This is a genomic window from Bordetella genomosp. 10 (genome assembly GCF_002261225.1).
In the GTDB taxonomy this organism is placed as follows: Bacteria; Pseudomonadota; Gammaproteobacteria; order Burkholderiales; family Burkholderiaceae_B; genus Bordetella_C.
Genome location: NZ_NEVM01000005.1, coordinates 23,821 through 40,127, shown reverse-complemented (window position 1 = coordinate 40,127; position 16,307 = coordinate 23,821). Strand labels below are relative to the sequence as shown.

At 60.9% G+C, this 16,307-nt stretch carries 13 protein-coding genes; 8 read left to right on the top strand and 5 right to left on the bottom strand.

Features of this window, described 5'->3' with window-relative positions; genetic code table 11:
- Positions 1–256 precede the first annotated feature (256 nt).
- The 5 genes from CAL29_RS16505 to CAL29_RS16485 all read right to left on the bottom strand — a co-directional run bounded on the left by CAL29_RS16505 (position 257) and on the right by CAL29_RS16485 (position 7,997).
- Entirely contained in the window at positions 257–3,994 is a 3,738-nt protein-coding gene (locus tag CAL29_RS16505) for an O-linked N-acetylglucosamine transferase family protein (RefSeq protein ID WP_094854185.1), read from the bottom strand.
- 53 nt (positions 3,995–4,047) lie between these two features.
- Positions 4,048–4,794, bottom strand: coding sequence for a class I SAM-dependent methyltransferase (locus tag CAL29_RS16500; RefSeq protein ID WP_094854184.1), 747 nt, complete (start codon positions 4,792–4,794; stop codon positions 4,048–4,050).
- Positions 4,727–5,305, bottom strand: coding sequence for a glycosyltransferase family protein (locus CAL29_RS16495; RefSeq protein WP_256977523.1), 579 nt, complete (start codon positions 5,303–5,305; stop codon positions 4,727–4,729). Before CAL29_RS16495 ends, CAL29_RS16500 begins: the two co-directional genes overlap by 68 nt.
- A gap of 462 nt (positions 5,306–5,767) precedes the next feature.
- Positions 5,768–7,048 (bottom strand): FliC/FljB family flagellin, encoded by a 1,281-nt coding sequence (locus CAL29_RS16490; RefSeq protein WP_094854182.1) that lies wholly within the window; start codon positions 7,046–7,048, stop codon positions 5,768–5,770.
- A gap of 193 nt (positions 7,049–7,241) precedes the next feature.
- Entirely contained in the window at positions 7,242–7,997 is a 756-nt protein-coding gene (locus CAL29_RS16485; protein WP_094854181.1) for an RNA polymerase sigma factor FliA, read from the bottom strand.
- Between the two features lie 446 nt (positions 7,998–8,443).
- Between CAL29_RS16485 and flhD the strand changes: the two genes are divergently transcribed.
- The 8 genes from flhD to CAL29_RS16445 all read left to right on the top strand — a co-directional run bounded on the left by flhD (position 8,444) and on the right by CAL29_RS16445 (position 16,300).
- Positions 8,444–8,767: a flagellar transcriptional regulator FlhD gene (gene flhD, locus CAL29_RS16480; protein WP_094854180.1), complete on the top strand. Its 324-nt coding sequence runs from the start codon at positions 8,444–8,446 to the stop codon at positions 8,765–8,767.
- A gap of 59 nt (positions 8,768–8,826) precedes the next feature.
- On the top strand, positions 8,827–9,408 hold the full coding sequence (gene flhC, locus CAL29_RS16475; RefSeq protein ID WP_094854179.1) for a flagellar transcriptional regulator FlhC: 582 nt from the start codon (positions 8,827–8,829) through the stop codon (positions 9,406–9,408).
- A gap of 120 nt (positions 9,409–9,528) precedes the next feature.
- A complete protein-coding gene (motA, locus tag CAL29_RS16470) occupies positions 9,529–10,401 on the top strand; it encodes a flagellar motor stator protein MotA (protein WP_094854178.1) in 873 nt (290 codons plus the stop codon).
- A gap of 18 nt (positions 10,402–10,419) precedes the next feature.
- Positions 10,420–11,412 carry a flagellar motor protein MotB gene (gene motB, locus CAL29_RS16465; protein ID WP_094854177.1) on the top strand — a complete coding sequence of 331 codons (993 nt, stop codon included), beginning with the start codon at positions 10,420–10,422 and terminating at the stop codon, positions 11,410–11,412.
- Between the two features lie 24 nt (positions 11,413–11,436).
- Positions 11,437–11,829, top strand: coding sequence for a response regulator (locus CAL29_RS16460; RefSeq protein WP_094854176.1), 393 nt, complete (start codon positions 11,437–11,439; stop codon positions 11,827–11,829).
- Positions 11,830–11,844: 15 nt separating this feature from the next.
- Positions 11,845–14,031, top strand: coding sequence for a chemotaxis protein CheA (cheA, locus tag CAL29_RS16455; RefSeq protein WP_094854175.1), 2,187 nt, complete (start codon positions 11,845–11,847; stop codon positions 14,029–14,031).
- Positions 14,032–14,044: 13 nt separating this feature from the next.
- Positions 14,045–14,545, top strand: a complete 501-nt coding sequence (gene cheW, locus CAL29_RS16450) for a chemotaxis protein CheW (protein ID WP_094854174.1) — start codon at positions 14,045–14,047, stop codon at positions 14,543–14,545.
- Positions 14,546–14,602: 57 nt separating this feature from the next.
- Complete coding sequence (locus CAL29_RS16445) at positions 14,603–16,300, top strand: methyl-accepting chemotaxis protein (RefSeq protein WP_094854173.1); 1,698 nt, start codon at positions 14,603–14,605, stop codon at positions 16,298–16,300.
- Positions 16,301–16,307 lie beyond the last annotated feature (7 nt).

Genomic DNA, 16,307 nt, shown 5'->3' with positions numbered 1-16,307 from the left:
TGGGCATGCGGATTCCGGGGAGGAATGAGGGCGCGGTTCGGCGGAGCAAGCATGCGGCAGGCTGCTATCCGCCGGTAACACGACGCCCGTCAACTTGCCGCGGACTGCAGCGAATGTGCGACCGCCGCAGGCGTAGCGGTTGCTCCACTTGCGACAGCCGCCATAATTTCGGCAATATCGAAAATCGATGGCGTCTGCATCGCCCCCCTGAAACTTGACACCTGACAACGGTAGCCGTGGGGCTGTCGTGTGGGGTTCATTCAGGGGAAACAAATGCCTCCGGCCCAAGGCCATTGCAATAACGATGCCACATTACTCTCATGGCAGCCTCCAGAGATCGGGCTACGGGGCGCCCGTCAGGGCGCATCGATGACTGTTCCAATCGCTCCCGCATGCTTCGCCGGATCGATGCTAATTGCTCCAGCCGTGAACGCCAAAATACAGCCTTCTTGATCAAGTCATCTTCGTTGTCGGCTACGAATTCAGGCAAACCGAGATGACTCATGACTCCTGCGGATTGGCGGCCGGCGCGAGTCTGTCCTCGCAATGTAAGCGTGGGCACTCCCATCCACATGGCATTGCAAGTCACCGTCAGCCCGGTAAAGGGGATAGTGTCAAGCAGAATGTCCACGTCGGCATGGAAATTGAGATATTGCCCCATAGGCACGCGAGGGCGCAGCAGTAATCGGTCTTCGCTGATTCCTTGGGCGACGATCCTGTCGATAAGCTGTCTTTGAGCGTCTCCCCCGGGTAGTGCACCCACCAGTAACTTGGCATCCGGCAGCGCTTGCATCACCCGCGCCCAAAGCTCCAAGGATTTTGGGCCTATCTTAGTGGCTCGATTGAATGTGCCGAAGGTGAGATATCCATTCTTGATGGCAGGCAACGGTTGAATGCCAGGGGAGTTAGCACCCAATGCGAATGGCAGCGCAGCCTTTAGATGCACCAATTTCTCGGAGAATTGATCATCTAATTCACCAGGTTGCGCGACATGCCTATCAAGAATGTGATAGTCCATATTTGGCAGCCCAGTCGTTGATGGATGGCCGATCCAGTTGACCATGATCGGGGCTGGTTTCATGGCGAAAACCGGCATACGAGACATACCGGAATGGCCTGCCAAATCGAACAGAATATCGATTCTGTCCCTTCGGATCTCTCGAGCAAGGTGGATGTCGGTAAGTGATGCCGCATTGCACCACTTACTGGCGAATTGCCGCAATCTCACCGTAGTCGCGTCCTCGATGGTATCGGTGTGATACGCATATATTTCGAAAGCATTCCTATCCAGTGATCCCCAAACTGGCTCTAGAAAATAAGCCACCGCGTGATTATAGAGATCACTGGAAACGAATCCTATTCTTAATCGTCGAGATGGCTCCAGGCTACCACTGTATGGCGGCAGATCGGCGGCTTTTTCGTTTATTCTTTGGACGAGTTTGTTTCCATGGCGGCAATGTTCCTCGAATAAAGCCTCCGGCGTTATATTTTCGTAATGCGACAAGAGGAAAAGGAAGTTGCTGTTTACTGATTGCAGGTCCGGACCTCTCGCCAGTGATCGACGGTATGTGTCGATCGCTTTTTCCAACTCCCCTCGTCCCATCAGCGCGAGCGCGAGATTGTTCAAGTTCTCCGCGACTTCCGGAGCCAACTCTGCGGCTCTGGTGAAGCATGCCTCGGCTTCCCGCATCCGACGAGCAGACCACAGCAAACTTCCCAAATACGAGTGGCCGATATGGTTTTTCGGCGCCAGCGTAATGGTCCGCCGAAGGCATATCTCCGCGTTTGTCGTATCCCCGCTTCGTTGCAGCGCGAGGCCTATCGTCGCGTGTGTCTTGGCATCCAGCGGTTCCATGGCTAGCGCATGACGCAGTGCCTTGAAGGCCTCGTCAAAGGCGCCCTGGCGTAAGAAACCTGTTCCCAGGTATAGCCAGCCAAGCGCAACCCCTGGAAACTTCTCTGTAATCAGCCGTCCACGAGCTATCGCCTCTTCGAAATCGTCAGAGTCAAAACTACGCTGGAATGCAGCCAACTGTCGCTGCACCTCTTTCGGTGTATGCGGGGTAGCAGGTCTGTTTATGTTGCTCCGGCCGGCTGCCCCCTGCGACTTGGCCGCCCTGTCTGCATAGAAAGTCAGTGGGCCCACGTATTGCAACCACGCGGCAGTCTTTTCGCCGACGATCGAAAGCGCCGAGGAAAAATAACACCGCCAGTCTCGTGCCGTTCCTTGAACCACACCGCTTCGGCGGAGCCTATCCATGAGACCAACCGTGCTGTTGCAAGTGGCCAGATCAGAACTAGGGGCGAGAGGAGAGCGCCCAGGAGGAAACTTTGAATCCGAAATTTCTTTCGCTGCCTGGAACAGCGAATCGATAGTGGTGGTTTCATCCAGTAGGGAAAGTAAGGCACGATCAGTGCCGCTGACCATGATGGACGCAGTCTGATGCCATAAATTGAAATAGGAAACCGTAATCGGTTTGTCTCCATCAATTTTTGCCAGCTCCTCCTTGAAACCTGGTATCAGGCGGAAACCAGCCGTTTGTACATGATCGTAAGGACCTGTACCGAGGCAATACCGCAGCATGCCTTGCTTGAAGAGTTTCGTCAGGGCATTAAATACACTGGCTCGTCTTTCATCTGCACTCAGCGCATAGCAAGAGGTTGCAGGGTGAGAGACCAGCGTTTCAAAGTCGACAGTCATCGGCCATGCGTTATTTAGAACTTCGATGACTGCGATTACCGCATCGTCATCGGTGTCCATGTGTCGCCTCTGCCCGATGTCGGCGAGGTAGCTGACTGTCCCGGGGGCAAGCCCGGCGCTCGCCGGCAAACGTGAAAATCGACCCGCTACACGGAGATGCTGGAGACGAGTGAGATCGGGCGTAGGCAGAATCTCGCCAGCGCGGCGCTCGTCCACGAGCAAGCTGCCGCGCGATTCCCGCCCAACCATGAAGTCCAGGTATTGTTGCCGCACCAATTTGGGTTGTCCCATGGCGGCGAGACTGTGATTCAGCGACAACGCATGACCATAGGCAGCCGCGATCTCGTGTTCCGGCCGCGTATCTCCAACATATGCCAATCCGGCAGAGCCCGCTGCTTCGGCAAATTCAAGGAGATACCAACCGGATTTCGGGCTGACCAGATAGTCGGCGATAAGGTCGGCTTCGGGCAGGCGTTCTGCCGTGTCGGCCATGGACTTCACGGCGGCGGAGATCGGCCGGTCCGTTATAGCCTCCTTGAATAGAAGCCGGATTGCAGCGCGTGCTCCCTCCACCAACTCGTGGTCGGTCTCAGCCGACCTGGTATGCAGCATGATACCGTCACGGACAATTTCGGCTGCTTTCCATCCCGGATAAGCGTTGTAACTGATAAAGGCGATACCTTTAGGGGAAAGGTTTTCCCGGCATACGCGAAGCAGGGCGCCAGTTGTCTCGGCCCGCGATCGTCCGAAGACATTATGTGCAATGATGTAATCGAATTGTCCAAAGTCTGGCTTCAGCGATTCTAGGTCTGCAGCCAGGAATTGAACGTTATGCAACCCCATGCCCGCAGCCACGTCGCTGGCTTCCGTCAGCGCGTCGGTATCCAGATCCAGTCCCACGACGTTCGCTTTTGGATACGCTGCGGCAAAAGGGAGAATATTACTACCAGATCCGCAGCCGATTTCGAGAACCTTGGCATTTTCCAGCGCCACGGTCTCAATGCCGTAAAGATAAGCGGAGGCGCGCAACTGGATGGGAGATAGCCAAAAATGTACGCCTTCTGAAGGCGTCTCTTCACTGCCGCGGTTACCTTCTGCACCGTTGACGCTGCCTGCATTTTGGCTGATATGACCAATATGCGATAGCTGCTGTTCGAAGGGCAGTCCAAAATCATCGTTTAGATCGACGGCAGTGCGAGCTGATTCGTGATCGCGTGCAGGATCTCCGATGTCGTCGGCGTCCTGAATGAGTTCGTCGATAGACAAAATGGACGGGTTCTTTTCGAATTCCATGGATCTGAGCGTTTAATCTAAACGTTGAAAGGCATTCTGGTGGCGTCCCGCCGTCATTCCGCCGCGACGCGGAAGACATATTGCAATGGCGTGGCATCTCGAATAGCCGCTTCACCATCGCCGCCGGCCGCTAGCGCCATTGAGCGCACGATGGGCAAAAAAGCAGCTCTGGCTGGTTCTTCAAAAATCCTTGCTCTCGCATCCTTGACTACAAAGCCGGTTTTTCTGAAGAGGTCGAGCATGGTGCGGCGGGTAAACCATCGCAAATGAGTCCGATCCAGGAGACCGGAATCTTCATAACGAAAATCCCCAACCGCCAATCGTGCCTGCAGGCTCCAATGTTGAGCGTTTGGAATGCAAGCTACTAGCGATGCGCCGGGCAATAACGACGATCGAATGTTTTGAAGTACTTTCCACGGATCTCGAAGATGCTCAAGGACGTCGCCAAACACCCAGCAATCGCCTCCTAATTCTGAGCGTAGGTAGTCCGGATCCGTATTCTCTATGTCCAAGGCAATTACACGATCGCAAAAAGTGCTTGCAACCTCGGCGTATGCGGGATCGATCTCGATACCCGTATAATAAACAGTGGGATTAGTCTTTTTATATTCCCGGGCAAGTGCGCCGGAACTGCATCCGATCTCGACGATCCGCTTTGCGTCTTTAGGAATCAAGGCCAGAAGATCCGGATTGTGCGCATGGTGTATGGGGGTTTGCTTCATCGGTGTAAGCTCAGCTTCCATATTTTTGAAGATAACGCCAATAACCGTCGTGCCACGCATCGGTTCCGTATGCCCCATCACTCTCGTGAGTCAGACTCAATGGCCATGTGCCCATGGTTAGGCCTTTTTCTTCAGCATCGCGGCAAAATGCCATGTCATAGAAGTGGAATGCGAAGCGTTCGTCGAAGCGGATCTCGGCATCCAGCAGACGTTCGCTATCGGCGGCCAATATCAATCCGTCCAATAGGCGGCATGCAGCGGGCGCCTCTCCAAATTTCGCCAATCCGAGTTCGCCGTTCTTGATATGACCGACGGTACCGCTTAGATATCGACCATCATCCCAAGTGAAGCGATCGTCTACAAAAGCCCACGCCGGCTGTCGCGGCAACCGGCGAATATTGCCAGCGACTCCGAGAACGTCATAATGCTGGAGTCCGGTGCGCAGTTTCTGCGAAAAGAAAAAATCCAGGATTTGTACGTCGTCATGGATAAAAACAAGAATTGCAGGTTGATCGCGCGCCCGGTCGATCGCCGAATTGTAGATAGAGGAGAGCCCCTTGGTATTCTGGGCAAATAGTTGTACTTCCATCGGATTCGCCATCTTATGAAGGCGTAAGGACCGGCCTAGTGCTGTATTGCTGAGGAACTCCTGCTTGGTGGCTCGAGTTCCGCAGACGATGCGTATGGGTTTCATTTCAGCTTCTTTGGTCCGCTTGGTCCTCTACGAACAGTGCGGGTCCGATAAAAGAGGTCAATAGCACACCGATGGTAAACCGAAGCAATGAAGTGAAGAGCCAGGAAAAGAAGGGAAATCGGCCTGATTTCACCTGTCAAGGGTCTATGCTGCGCTCTCAGACCCGCTGAATACCCAAGGTAACAGGGTGTAGATGACAGCAGGCGACGGGCGGGAGATGTTCTTTTTGAAATTGGAGCCGCAGGCGGGGGGCTGCAAATGAATGAAGCCCCTGACAGTTGGCAGGGGCTTCACGCTTGAACAACGGAGGAGGGGGCAGATACAACCCATGGCCTGCCCCCAAGCCAGAGGTTCAAATTAACGCAGCAGCGACAGTACCGTCTGGGGTACTTGGTTGGCTTGTGCCAGCACCGAGGTGCCGGCTTGCTGCAGGATTTGGGCTCGGGTCATGTTGGAGACTTCGGTGGCGTAATCCGCATCCTGGATCCCCGAACGCGCTGCGGACAGGTTGTTGATAGTGTTGTTCAGGTTGGTAATGGCCGAATCGAAGCGGTTCTGGATTGCACCCAGTTGGCTACGGAAACCATCCACCTTGGCCAGAGCCGCGTCGATCTTCGCCAGCGGGTCAACGGTCGACGCGGAGGTGAAGGCCGCCGTCGGCGTAGCGCCGCTGAGGGCGATGGTGGCCGAGGCTGCGACGTTGGTCGAAGCGCCAGCGTTCGACAGGGCAGTTGCTGCCGTCGTGTAGTTGGTGCCGCTTACCGCGACGTACGCGGTGGCCGCCCCAGCGCTGTCGACGCCGACGTGGACCAATTGGCTCGACAACGTGGCGGCCGTGGTCACACCATTGTCGGTATCCGTGTAGGCGACGTCGGTCGTGTTCAGGGTCACTGCACCCGTGGTGGAAATCGACGCGGCGTAGAAATCATCACCCGATTGCACGACGTACTGGCTGGTGGCTGCGCCGGCGCTGGTGAGTACGTTGTGAACAGTCAGCGTCGAAGCATCGACACCCAGTTTCGTCGCCGCGGCGCTGACGTCGATGGTCGCGGGAGCAGCAGTGCTCGATCCGCCGAAAGAGGTAACAGCCGCACCGACATTGAGAGTCTTTTGCGCGACCGAGAAGCCGCTCAGCCCCAGAGTGCTGCTGTCGATTTGCTGCAGGTTGATGTTAATGGTCTGGTTGTCGTTGGCGCCGACCTGGATCGAGAGGCTGTTGTCTTGAGCAAGAACCTTCACGCCGTTGAATTGGGTCTGCGAGGACACGCGGTCGATTTCTTCCAGGCGCTGGCTGATTTCATCCTGGATGGACTTCAGGTCCGAAGAGGAGTTCGTGCCGTTGGCGGCTTGGACGGCCAGTTCGCGGATGCGCTGCAGGTTGTTGTTGACTTCGGAAAGAGCGCCTTCCGTCGTCTGAGCGATCGAGATGCCGTCGTTGGCATTGCGAGCCGCCTGGGTCAGACCGTTCACATTGGCGGTGAAGCGGTTGGCAATTGCCTGGCCGGCCGCGTCGTCCTTGGCGCTGTTGATGCGCAAGCCCGAGGACAGGCGTTCGATGGCGGTGCCCAGCGAGGATTGCGACTTCGACAAATTGTTCTGGGCGACCAGAGACAGGTAATTGGTGTTGATGACGGCCATGAGTAGCTCCAAAGAAAGAAAGGCTTCTTCAAACTAGGCGGCTGTGCTGCCGCTAAGGACACGGTTGATCGCCCGGATTGACCGCAACGAAGCATTCCGTTGCCTGGATAACGGCGGCTACCTTGGGATCTTTAGGCCTTTCTTGCTAAGTTTTTTATCGTGCCCGTATTGCGGCGGCATTGCGTGGCCGTCCTTACATCACCTGCGCCAACAACCCGTGCCCCGGCATCTCCCGCCAGGACTGGCTATGCATGTACGCCCGCAGCCGCGCCGTCGCCTGGCTGCGCAATTGGCACACGCGGGCTTCGGTTACTTCCATGATGGCGCCGATTTCCTTCAGGTTCAGTCCCTGCTCGTAATACAGGGAGAGCAGCAGCTTTTCGCGCTCGGGCAGGGATTCGATGGCTTCCACCAGCACCTGGCGGAAGTCGCCCGCCAGCAGGCTGTCCAGCGGATTGGCGCCGGAGGAGGTGGCCGCGGCGCCGTTGCTCCAGTCGGAATCGCCGCCTTCGCCGCCGTTCTCGGCGCCGAAATCCTCGTAATGCACGATCTGCACGCCTTGCGCGTCGTACAGCATCTCGTGGTACTCGTTCAGCGGCATGTCGAGCTGGGCCGCGATTTCCGATTCGGTGGGCGCGCGCATCAGGCGCTGGCCCAGGTGCGCGACCGCCTGTTCGATGCGCTTGGCCTTGCTGCGCACGCTGCGCGGCAGCCAATCCTGGTTGCGCAGCTCGTCGAGCATGGCGCCGCGGATGCGCGTGGTGGCATAGGTCTCGAATTGCGCGTCCGCGGTTTCCTGGTAGCGGCGGGCGGCATCGAGCAGGCCGATCATGCCGGACTGGATCAGGTCGTCCAGTTCGACGCTGGCCGGCAACCGGGCAAGCAACTGCAACGCAAGCTTGCGTACGAGCGGTGCATATTCGGCCAGGCTGTCTTCGGGTTGAGGCATTGCGCTATGACTTACGAAACCTTGGGGCAACAGGAGCGCCCGCCCTTGTTGTCCCAAGGCCACATTGTTACGACCTGGGAACAACCCGTAGCGCGCGAAAGCGCCGGGGGCGGACTTTTCACTTCTTCGTGCAATTGTCGGCATTCCGTCCCGATCCATTCCCCCAAGGACGCAAGCATTTGAAGGCTTATTTACAGAATTGCCTCAAACTAGGGAATTCTTTGTTGCCATATATATCCTTGAAGTGCGATATTTGTCGAACAAACAATTTTTGTCATACTTGACATAGAAAATGACAGCACCCGTGGTAAATTCTCTGACGTTTGCGAACAAAGGACACATTTCGCAACCTCGATGTTGAATCGTATGTGTCGTATGTAACGTTTGTTTGCTCAGTTCACACGGCCAGCCTCCTTAGCCCTTCGAAAGTGATCAACGGAAGACCCATGAAACAGACTGAGAATTCTCTGCTCGCCGACATCCGCGAAGTCAATTTGTCCTATCTCTTGTTGGCTCAGCGCATGTTGCGGGATGACTATGCCTCGGCCATGTTCCGCCTGGGCTTCAGCGACCAGGTCGCGGATATCCTGCTGCGCCTCTCGCCCGCGCAACTGGTCAAGCTGGCCAGCTCCAGCTCCCTGCTGTGCCGTTTCCGCTTCGACGACTACAGCCTGCTGTCGGCCTTGACCCACGACGTGCTGGGCGGCGCGCTGCAACAGGCGCACGCCACGATTCTCCTGGCGAAGCAACCGGTCGAGCAGTTGGCCTGAAGCGCCGACGACCGGTTACTTTTTCTTATCTTCTACATATGTCAGGTTTGTAACGGCCCATGGCGACCAAAAGCGTATCTCAAGAAGCCGACGAAATCCTGCTGGCCAGCGCCATGATCGGGTTGGGCGCGCGGCTTCAAGTCCTGGAGTCCGAGACCAACCTCAGCCACGACCGCCTGGCGCGGCTGTACCGGGAGATCCGCGGCTGCTCGCCGCCGAAGGGGATGCTGCCGTTCTCGGTGGACTGGTTCATGACCTGGCTGCCGAACATCCATTCCTCCCTGTTCTACAACGTCTACAAGTTCCTCAACGAGAACACCGGCAGCAAGGGCATCCGCGCCATCATCGATGCCTACCGCCTGTATCTGGAACATAACGGCGTGCGCGACGGCGAAGGTGGCGAGCCTGTCCTCAGCTTCACCCGCGCCTGGATGCTGGTGCGTTTCTTCGAAGGCAAGATGCTGCAGTTGTCGGAATGCCGGCAGTGCGGCGGACATTTCATCGCCCACGCGCACGATCCGCGCGGCGATTTCGTCTGCGCCATCTGCCGTCCGCCTCCCCGCGCCGGCAAGACCCGCGCGGCCGCCAAGGAGCGTGCGGGACGTCGCGCGGGGGTGGCCGCCGACGTCGTCGGGCTGTGACGATTTCCGCCCAATAACCTCAAAAGCCGCCGAAATTCCCCTGTAACCCACGCTTTTGCGTGAGGGGAAACAGCGGATGATGGGCGTTCATATTACGTCTAAGCTTGGCAGGGGCCTGATGTGCTGATTGTTATTGGTTACTTGGTAGTGATTGCTTCCGTGGTCGGAAGCTTCGTCATCATGGGCGGACACCTGGGCGCGCTCTACCAGCCGTTCGAGTTCACCCTGATCGGCGGCGCCGCGGTGGGGTCCTTTCTCGCCGGCAACAGCGCCAAGTCGATCAAGCTGACCAAGAAGGCGATTCCGGCTGCCCTGCGCGGCGCGCCCTACAACAAGGACATGTACATGGAGCTGATGTCGCTCATGTACGTGATCCTGAACAAGGCCCGCCGCGAAGGCCTGATGGCGATCGAATCGCATATCGAGGACCCGTCGTCCAGCCCCATCTTCATGGAGTCGCCGCGCATCATGAAGGATCCGAAGTTGATGGAATTCATCACGGATTACCTGCGCATCATGATCAGCGGCAACATGAGTTCGTTCGAGATCGAAACGCTGATGGACGAGGAAATCGAGACCTTCAGCCACGAAGTCCACGTGCCCGTGCACTCCCTGCAGACCGTGGCCGACGCCATGCCGGCCTTCGGCATCGTGGCGGCCGTGCTGGGCGTGATCAAGGCGCTGGCGGCGGTGGACCAGCCGCCGGCCGTGCTGGGCGACCTGATTTCCAAGGCCATGGTCGGCACCTTCCTCGGGATTCTGCTGGCCTACGGTTTCGTGGCGCCGCTGGCTTCGCGCGTCGAGAAGCAGACGGCCGAATCGATCAAGATCCTCGAGTGCATCAAGACCACGCTGCTGGCCAGCATGAACGGCTACCCGCCGCAACTGGCGGTGGAATTCGGCCGCAAGGTGCTCTACTCGGGCGTGCGGCCGTCCTTCGCCGAACTCGAGGAACACGTGCGCCAGGCCAAGACGTCGGCCGGCAAGGCTTGAGGCGGCCGGGATACGTAGATGGCCACCGTCAATAATCACCGGGTCGTCATCCGCCGCAAGAAGTCCGCCGGGGGCGGGCATCACGGCGGCAGTTGGAAGATTGCGTACGCGGACTTCGTCACGGCCATGATGGCCTTTTTTCTCGTGATGTGGCTGATCAGCGTCGTGCCGCGCGAGGAACTCAAGGGCATCGCCGAGTATTTCCGCATGCCGCTGCACGTGGCGCTGACCGGCGGTCCCAGCAATTCCGCCGAAACCAGCGCCATCCCGGGCGGCGGCGCCGACCCGGTCCGCAGCGACGGCGATATCCGCCGCGCCGATGGCACCCGCCTGGAATCGCAGGTCAAGGGCGATGCCGAGCGGCGCGACCAGCGCCGCCTGGAGCAGGTGCGCTCGCGCATCGAGAAGACCATAGACACCAGCCCGCTGCTGAAGAATTTCCGTCCGCAACTGATGATCGACATGACGCCCGAGGGGCTGCGCATCCAGATCATCGACAACCAGAATCGTCCGATGTTCGCGACCGGCCGCGCCGAGCCGCAGCCCTATATGCGCGACATCCTGCACGAGCTGGCCCCGGTGCTCAACGACATTCCGTTCAAGATCAGCATTTCCGGCCACACCGACGCCACCCAGTACGCCCGCGGCGAGCGCGCCTACAGCAATTGGGAGTTGTCGGCCGATCGCGCCAACGCCTCGCGCCAGGAACTGGTGGCCGGCGGCATGGCGGAAAACAAGGTGGCGCGGGTGGTGGGGCTGTCTTCCAGCTACAGCCTGGTTAAGGATGACCCATATGCTGCCGTTAACCGTCGTATCAGTCTGGTGGTGTTGAACCGCGAGACGCAGGAACGGTTCGACCGCGACAATTCCGCGGCCGCCGACGTCTCGGGCAAGGACGGCCGCCAGATCGGCAGCGCGATCGAGGAACGCCTCGCGCCGCAGCCGGCGTCGACCGCGCCGGCGCCCGCGGCGGCCGGCGCGCCCGCCGCGTCCACGCCGACGGCACAGTAACCGACTCTAGGGGGTTTTGAGTAAATGACGGCGACGATTCTGGTCGCGGACGATTCCGCGACGATGCGCATGATAGTTCAGGCCACGCTGACCGGCGCCGGCTGGAAGGTGGTCGCGGCCGGCAATGGCAAGGAAGCGCTGGAGCTGGCGATGGCGCAGGAAACGCCCGTCGACCTGGTGGTGAGCGACTGGAACATGCCCGTGATGGGCGGCCTGGGCCTGATTTCCAGCCTGCGCGAGGTCGAGCGCTACGAGGACGTGCCGGTGCTGGTGTTGACCACCGAGGACGACGTGGAAAGCAAGACGGCGGCGCGCGACCTGGGCGTGTGCGGCTGGCTGCAGAAACCGGTCGATCCCGATCTGCTGGTGGAAATGGCGACCGAATTGCTGGACGTGTCCGGCGAGCAGGCAAGTTGAGAGGGAAGGGCGGCCATGACGGGTCTTGACCTGAGTCAGTTTTACGAGACCTTCTTCGATGAAGCGGATGAACTGCTGGCGCAGATGGAGCAACTGCTGCTCGAACTGGATGCCGGCTCGCCGGACGTCGAGCAACTGAACGCGATCTTCCGCGCGGCGCACTCCATCAAGGGCGGCGCGGCGACCTTCGGCACCTTCACGGCGCTGGCGGAGACCACCCACCTGCTGGAAAACCTGCTCGATGCGATACGCCGTGGCGAAATGGCGCTGCGCACCGACATGATCGATATTTTTCTGGAAACGAAGGACGTGCTGAAGAGCCAACTGGATGCCTATCGCGCCTCCGAGGAGCCGGACGCGGCGGCCTACGAACGTATTTGCCAAGTGCTCCGCCAACTGGCCCTGGAGCACAAGGGCGAGGCGCCCGCGCCCGTAACCCCGCCGGCGGCGCCCGTGGCCCCGGCTCCGGCCGCCGCTCCTGCGCCCGTGGCCGCCCCGGCTCCGGCCGGCGACCTGCCGCTGCGCCTGCGCATCAACAAGATCTCGGACAAGGACGCCGCTTCCATCCTGGAAGAAATGGGCAACCTGGGCCAGGTGCTGGCCAGCGACAAGGCGGGCGGCGGCCTGACGGTGTGGCTGGAGAGCACCTGCTCGTCCGACGACATCGAGGCGGTCTGCTGCTTCATCGTCGACGCCGACCAGATCGCCATCACGCATGAAGCCGCGCCGGGCGCCGCGCCCGCGCGGGCCGTCGAGGAATTCGCCCAGGCCGCGGAGGAATTCGCCGCCCAGGCGCAGGCCGAACCCGCGCCGCCCGCGGCGGTTGTCCCCGCGCCCGCCGCGCAAGCCGCGGCGCAGGAAGCCGCCCACGTCGTGGCGCAGGCCGCCTCCGCCGCCTCCGCCCACCCGGCCGAGTCCGCGCCAGGCGCGGCCGGCGAACACGCCGGCGCCCCGCGCGCCGCCCGCGCGGCCGCGGCATCCAATGCCCAGGCGAACCACGGCGGCAGCGAGTCGACCTCGATCCGCGTGGGCGTCGAGAAGGTCGACCAGGTCATCAACCTGGTGGGCGAGCTGGTCATTACGCAAGCCATGCTGGCGCAACAGGCGTCCACGCTGGATCCGGTGCTGCACGACCGCCTGCTCAACGGCATGGAGCAGCTCGAACGCAATGCGCGCGACCTCCAGGAGGCCGTGATGTCCATCCGCATGATGCCGATGGACTACGTTTTCAGCCGCTTCCCCCGCGTGGTGCGCGACATCGCCGGCAAGATGGGCAAGCAGATCGAATTGCAGACCTACGGCCGCGCCACCGAACTGGACAAGAGCCTGATCGAGCGCATCATCGACCCGCTCACCCACCTGGTGCGCAACAGCCTGGACCACGGCATCGAGACGCCGGAGAAGCGCATCGAGGCCGGCAAGGACCCCGTGGGCCAACTGGTGCTGTCGGCGCAGCACAGCGGCGGCAACATCGTCATCGAGGTGAGCGACGACGGCGGCGGCCTGAACCGCGAGCGCATCCTGAAGAAGGCGGCGCAGCAGGGCATCGCCGTCAGCGAGAACGCCACCGACGACGAAATCTGGCAGCTCATCTTCGCGCCGGGCTTCTCGACGGCCGAGCAGATCACCGACATCTCCGGCCGCGGCGTCGGCATGGACGTCGTCCGGCGCAACATCCAGGACATGGGCGGCCACGTGCAGTTGTCGTCCGTCCCGGGGCAGGGCACCACCACCCGCATCGTGCTGCCGCTGACGCTGGCCATCCTGGACGGCATGTCGGTGCGCGTGGGCGAGGAAACCTTCATCCTGCCGCTGAACCACGTGACCGAGTCGCTGCAGCCGAACAACGAGCAGATCTATTCGGTGACCGGCAACGAGCGCGTCATGCACGTGCGCGGCGAGTACCTGTCGCTGGTGGAAATGCATCGCGTGTTCGGCGTGGCCAATGCCCAGACCGACCCGACGCAGGCCATCGCCGTCATCATGCAGGCCGAGGACCGCCGCTTCGCGCTGCTGGTCGACCACCTGGTCGGGCAGCATCAGGTGGTGGTGAAGAACCTGGAATCGAATTACCGCAAGGTGCCCGGCATTTCCGCCGCCACCATCCTGGGCGACGGCAGCGTCGCCCTGATCATCGACGTGTTTGCATTGGCGCGCGCCAACCGCGAAAAGTGGGCGCAACCCGAAGCCATGCTGACCTGAAGGAGAAACAACAATGGCAGCCAAACCGCAATCGCAGGGTAGCCGCGTCGAAGACGTCGGCAGCGAATTCCTGGTGTTCACGCTGGGCGAAGAAGAATACGGCATCGATATCTTGAAGGTGCAGGAAATCCGCGGCTACGATGCCGCCACGGTGACCCGCATCGCCAACGTGCCGCCCTTCATCAAGGGCGTGACGAACCTGCGCGGCATCATCGTGCCCATCGTCGACTTGCGCATCAAGTTCAACCTGGGCAAGGTCGAGTACAACGAGCAGACCGTGGTCATCATCCTCAACCTCGATCGCCGCGTCGTCGGCATCGTGGTCGACGGCGTGTCCGACGTGCTGATGCTCAACGCCGGCCAGATCCGTCCGGCGCCCGAGTTCGGCGCCAAGCTGTCGACCGAGTACCTGACGGGGCTGGGCACGATCGAGGACCGCATGCTGATCCTGGTGGATATCGAGAAAATGATGACCAGCGACGAAATGGCGCTGGTAGAGAAAGCCGCCGCCTGAGCGGCGCCGGCACGGACCGTACGGACGCCGATCCTGAAAGACGGGGGGAATCTAGCGATGCGCCGTTTCTTCGCCAATATGTCGATCCGCGCCAGCCTGCTCGGCGTGCTGGCCTTCTTCTCGCTGATGCTGGTGCTCGGCGCGGTGCTGGGCGTCGCGTCGCTGTACGTCAGCAACGGCACGATGCAGTCGATGCGGCGCAGCCAGCAACTGGCGACGTCGCTGGACGCCTCGGTGGCCGAATACAAGAACGCCATGATCGGCCTGGGCCGCGCGGCCTCGGTGCATCTGAGCGAGGTGGTCAAGCACATCGGCGACGCCGCCATCCCCCAGCCCGGCCTGGCGGCGCCCGCCAAGAGCCTGATGGACTTCGCCCGCATTTCCTATGACAAGTCGATGGCGGCGTTCAAGCATTACCAGGGCTTGCCGCATCCGCCCGGCCTGGAGAGCGAATTCAAGGAAATCGACGCCGCCTTCCTGGCGATGATGCAGGACGGCGTCAAGCCCTTGTTCGACGACCTGGCCAAGGCCGACCTGCCCAACTACCACCTGCACGCGCAGATGGTGTCGGACGTCATGGAAGACCGCTTCAACCTGGCGCTGGAGCAGTTCGAGTCCTGGCGCACGCGCACCAACGGCGAAGCCTACGACGCGGCCGAGCAGCGCTACCGGTGGGGGCTGGTGGCGGTCGGCGCGGGCGGCGTCATCGCGATCTTCCTGGTGCTGTCCACCTATCTGTTCCTGCGCCGCCGGGTCATCCGCCCGCTGGACGAGGCCGCGCAACGCTTCGACCGCATCGCCTCGGGCGACCTGACGGAGACCATCGAGGCGCGTTCGAACAACGAGATCGGCCGCCTTTACGCGGCGCTGCGGCGCATGCAGGAAAGCCTCACCCGCACGGTGGCCTCGGTGCGCCGCGGGGTGGAGGAAATCAACGTCGGCGCGCGCGAGATCTCCGCCGGCAACACCGACCTGTCCAGCCGCACCGAGCAGCAGGCGGCCTCGCTGGAGCAGACCGCGGCGTCCATGGAAGAGCTGGCCTCGACCGTGAAGCAGAACGCGGACAATGCGCACCAGGCCAACCAACTGGCGGCCAGCGCGTCGGACGTGGCGGCGCGCGGCGGTTCGGCCGTGAGCGAAGTGGTCAGCACGATGCAGGGCATTTCCGCCAGCTCGCGCAAGATTTCGGAAATCGTCAGCGTGATCGATGGCATCGCCTTCCAGACCAACATCCTGGCGCTGAACGCGGCGGTGGAAGCGGCCCGGGCGGGCGAGCAGGGCAAGGGTTTCGCGGTGGTGGCGGGCGAAGTGCGTTCGCTGGCCCAGCGCAGCGCCCAGGCGGCCAAGGAAATCAAGGGCCTGATCGAGGACTCGGTGTCCAAGGTCGGCGCCGGCTCCGAGCAGGTCGAGCGCGCCGGCGCGACCATGCAGGAGATCGTGGCGTCGGTCAAGCGCGTGACGGACATCATGGGCGAGATCTCGGCGGCGTCCGACGAGCAGTCCAGCGGCATCGAGCAGGTCAACCGCGCGGTCTCGCAGATGGACGAGGTGACGCAGCAGAACGCGGCGCTGGTGGAGCAGGCGGCGGCCGCGGCGGGTTCGTTGCAGGAGCAGGCGCAGCGCCTGGCCCAGGCCGTGGCGGTATTCAAGATCAATCAAGGCCAGGTCATCGATGCGCCGGCACAGCAGCTCGGCGGCAGGCAAGCGCCCGCGCTGCCGGGCGGCGCCGGCTTGCTGGCCGAAGCGGCGGTTTAAGAGGCAG

Excerpts from the sequence above, each read along its gene's own strand:
- CAL29_RS16505 (WP_094854185.1), bottom strand. The coding sequence starts at position 3,994 with ATGGAATTCGAAAAGAACCCGTCCATTTTGTCTATCGACGAACTCATT.
- CAL29_RS16500 (WP_094854184.1), bottom strand. The coding sequence starts at position 4,794 with ATGGGGCATACGGAACCGATGCGTGGCACGACGGTTATTGGCGTTATC.
- CAL29_RS16495 (WP_256977523.1), bottom strand. The coding sequence starts at position 5,305 with ATGGAAGTACAACTATTTGCCCAGAATACCAAGGGGCTCTCCTCTATC.
- CAL29_RS16490 (WP_094854182.1), bottom strand. The coding sequence starts at position 7,048 with ATGGCCGTCATCAACACCAATTACCTGTCTCTGGTCGCCCAGAACAAT.
- CAL29_RS16485 (WP_094854181.1), bottom strand. The coding sequence starts at position 7,997 with ATGCCTCAACCCGAAGACAGCCTGGCCGAATATGCACCGCTCGTACGC.
- flhD (WP_094854180.1), top strand. The coding sequence starts at position 8,444 with ATGAAACAGACTGAGAATTCTCTGCTCGCCGACATCCGCGAAGTCAAT.
- flhC (WP_094854179.1), top strand. The coding sequence starts at position 8,827 with ATGGCGACCAAAAGCGTATCTCAAGAAGCCGACGAAATCCTGCTGGCC.
- motB (WP_094854177.1), top strand. The coding sequence starts at position 10,420 with ATGGCCACCGTCAATAATCACCGGGTCGTCATCCGCCGCAAGAAGTCC.
- CAL29_RS16460 (WP_094854176.1), top strand. The coding sequence starts at position 11,437 with ATGACGGCGACGATTCTGGTCGCGGACGATTCCGCGACGATGCGCATG.
- cheA (WP_094854175.1), top strand. The coding sequence starts at position 11,845 with ATGACGGGTCTTGACCTGAGTCAGTTTTACGAGACCTTCTTCGATGAA.
- cheW (WP_094854174.1), top strand. The coding sequence starts at position 14,045 with ATGGCAGCCAAACCGCAATCGCAGGGTAGCCGCGTCGAAGACGTCGGC.
- CAL29_RS16445 (WP_094854173.1), top strand. The coding sequence starts at position 14,603 with ATGCGCCGTTTCTTCGCCAATATGTCGATCCGCGCCAGCCTGCTCGGC.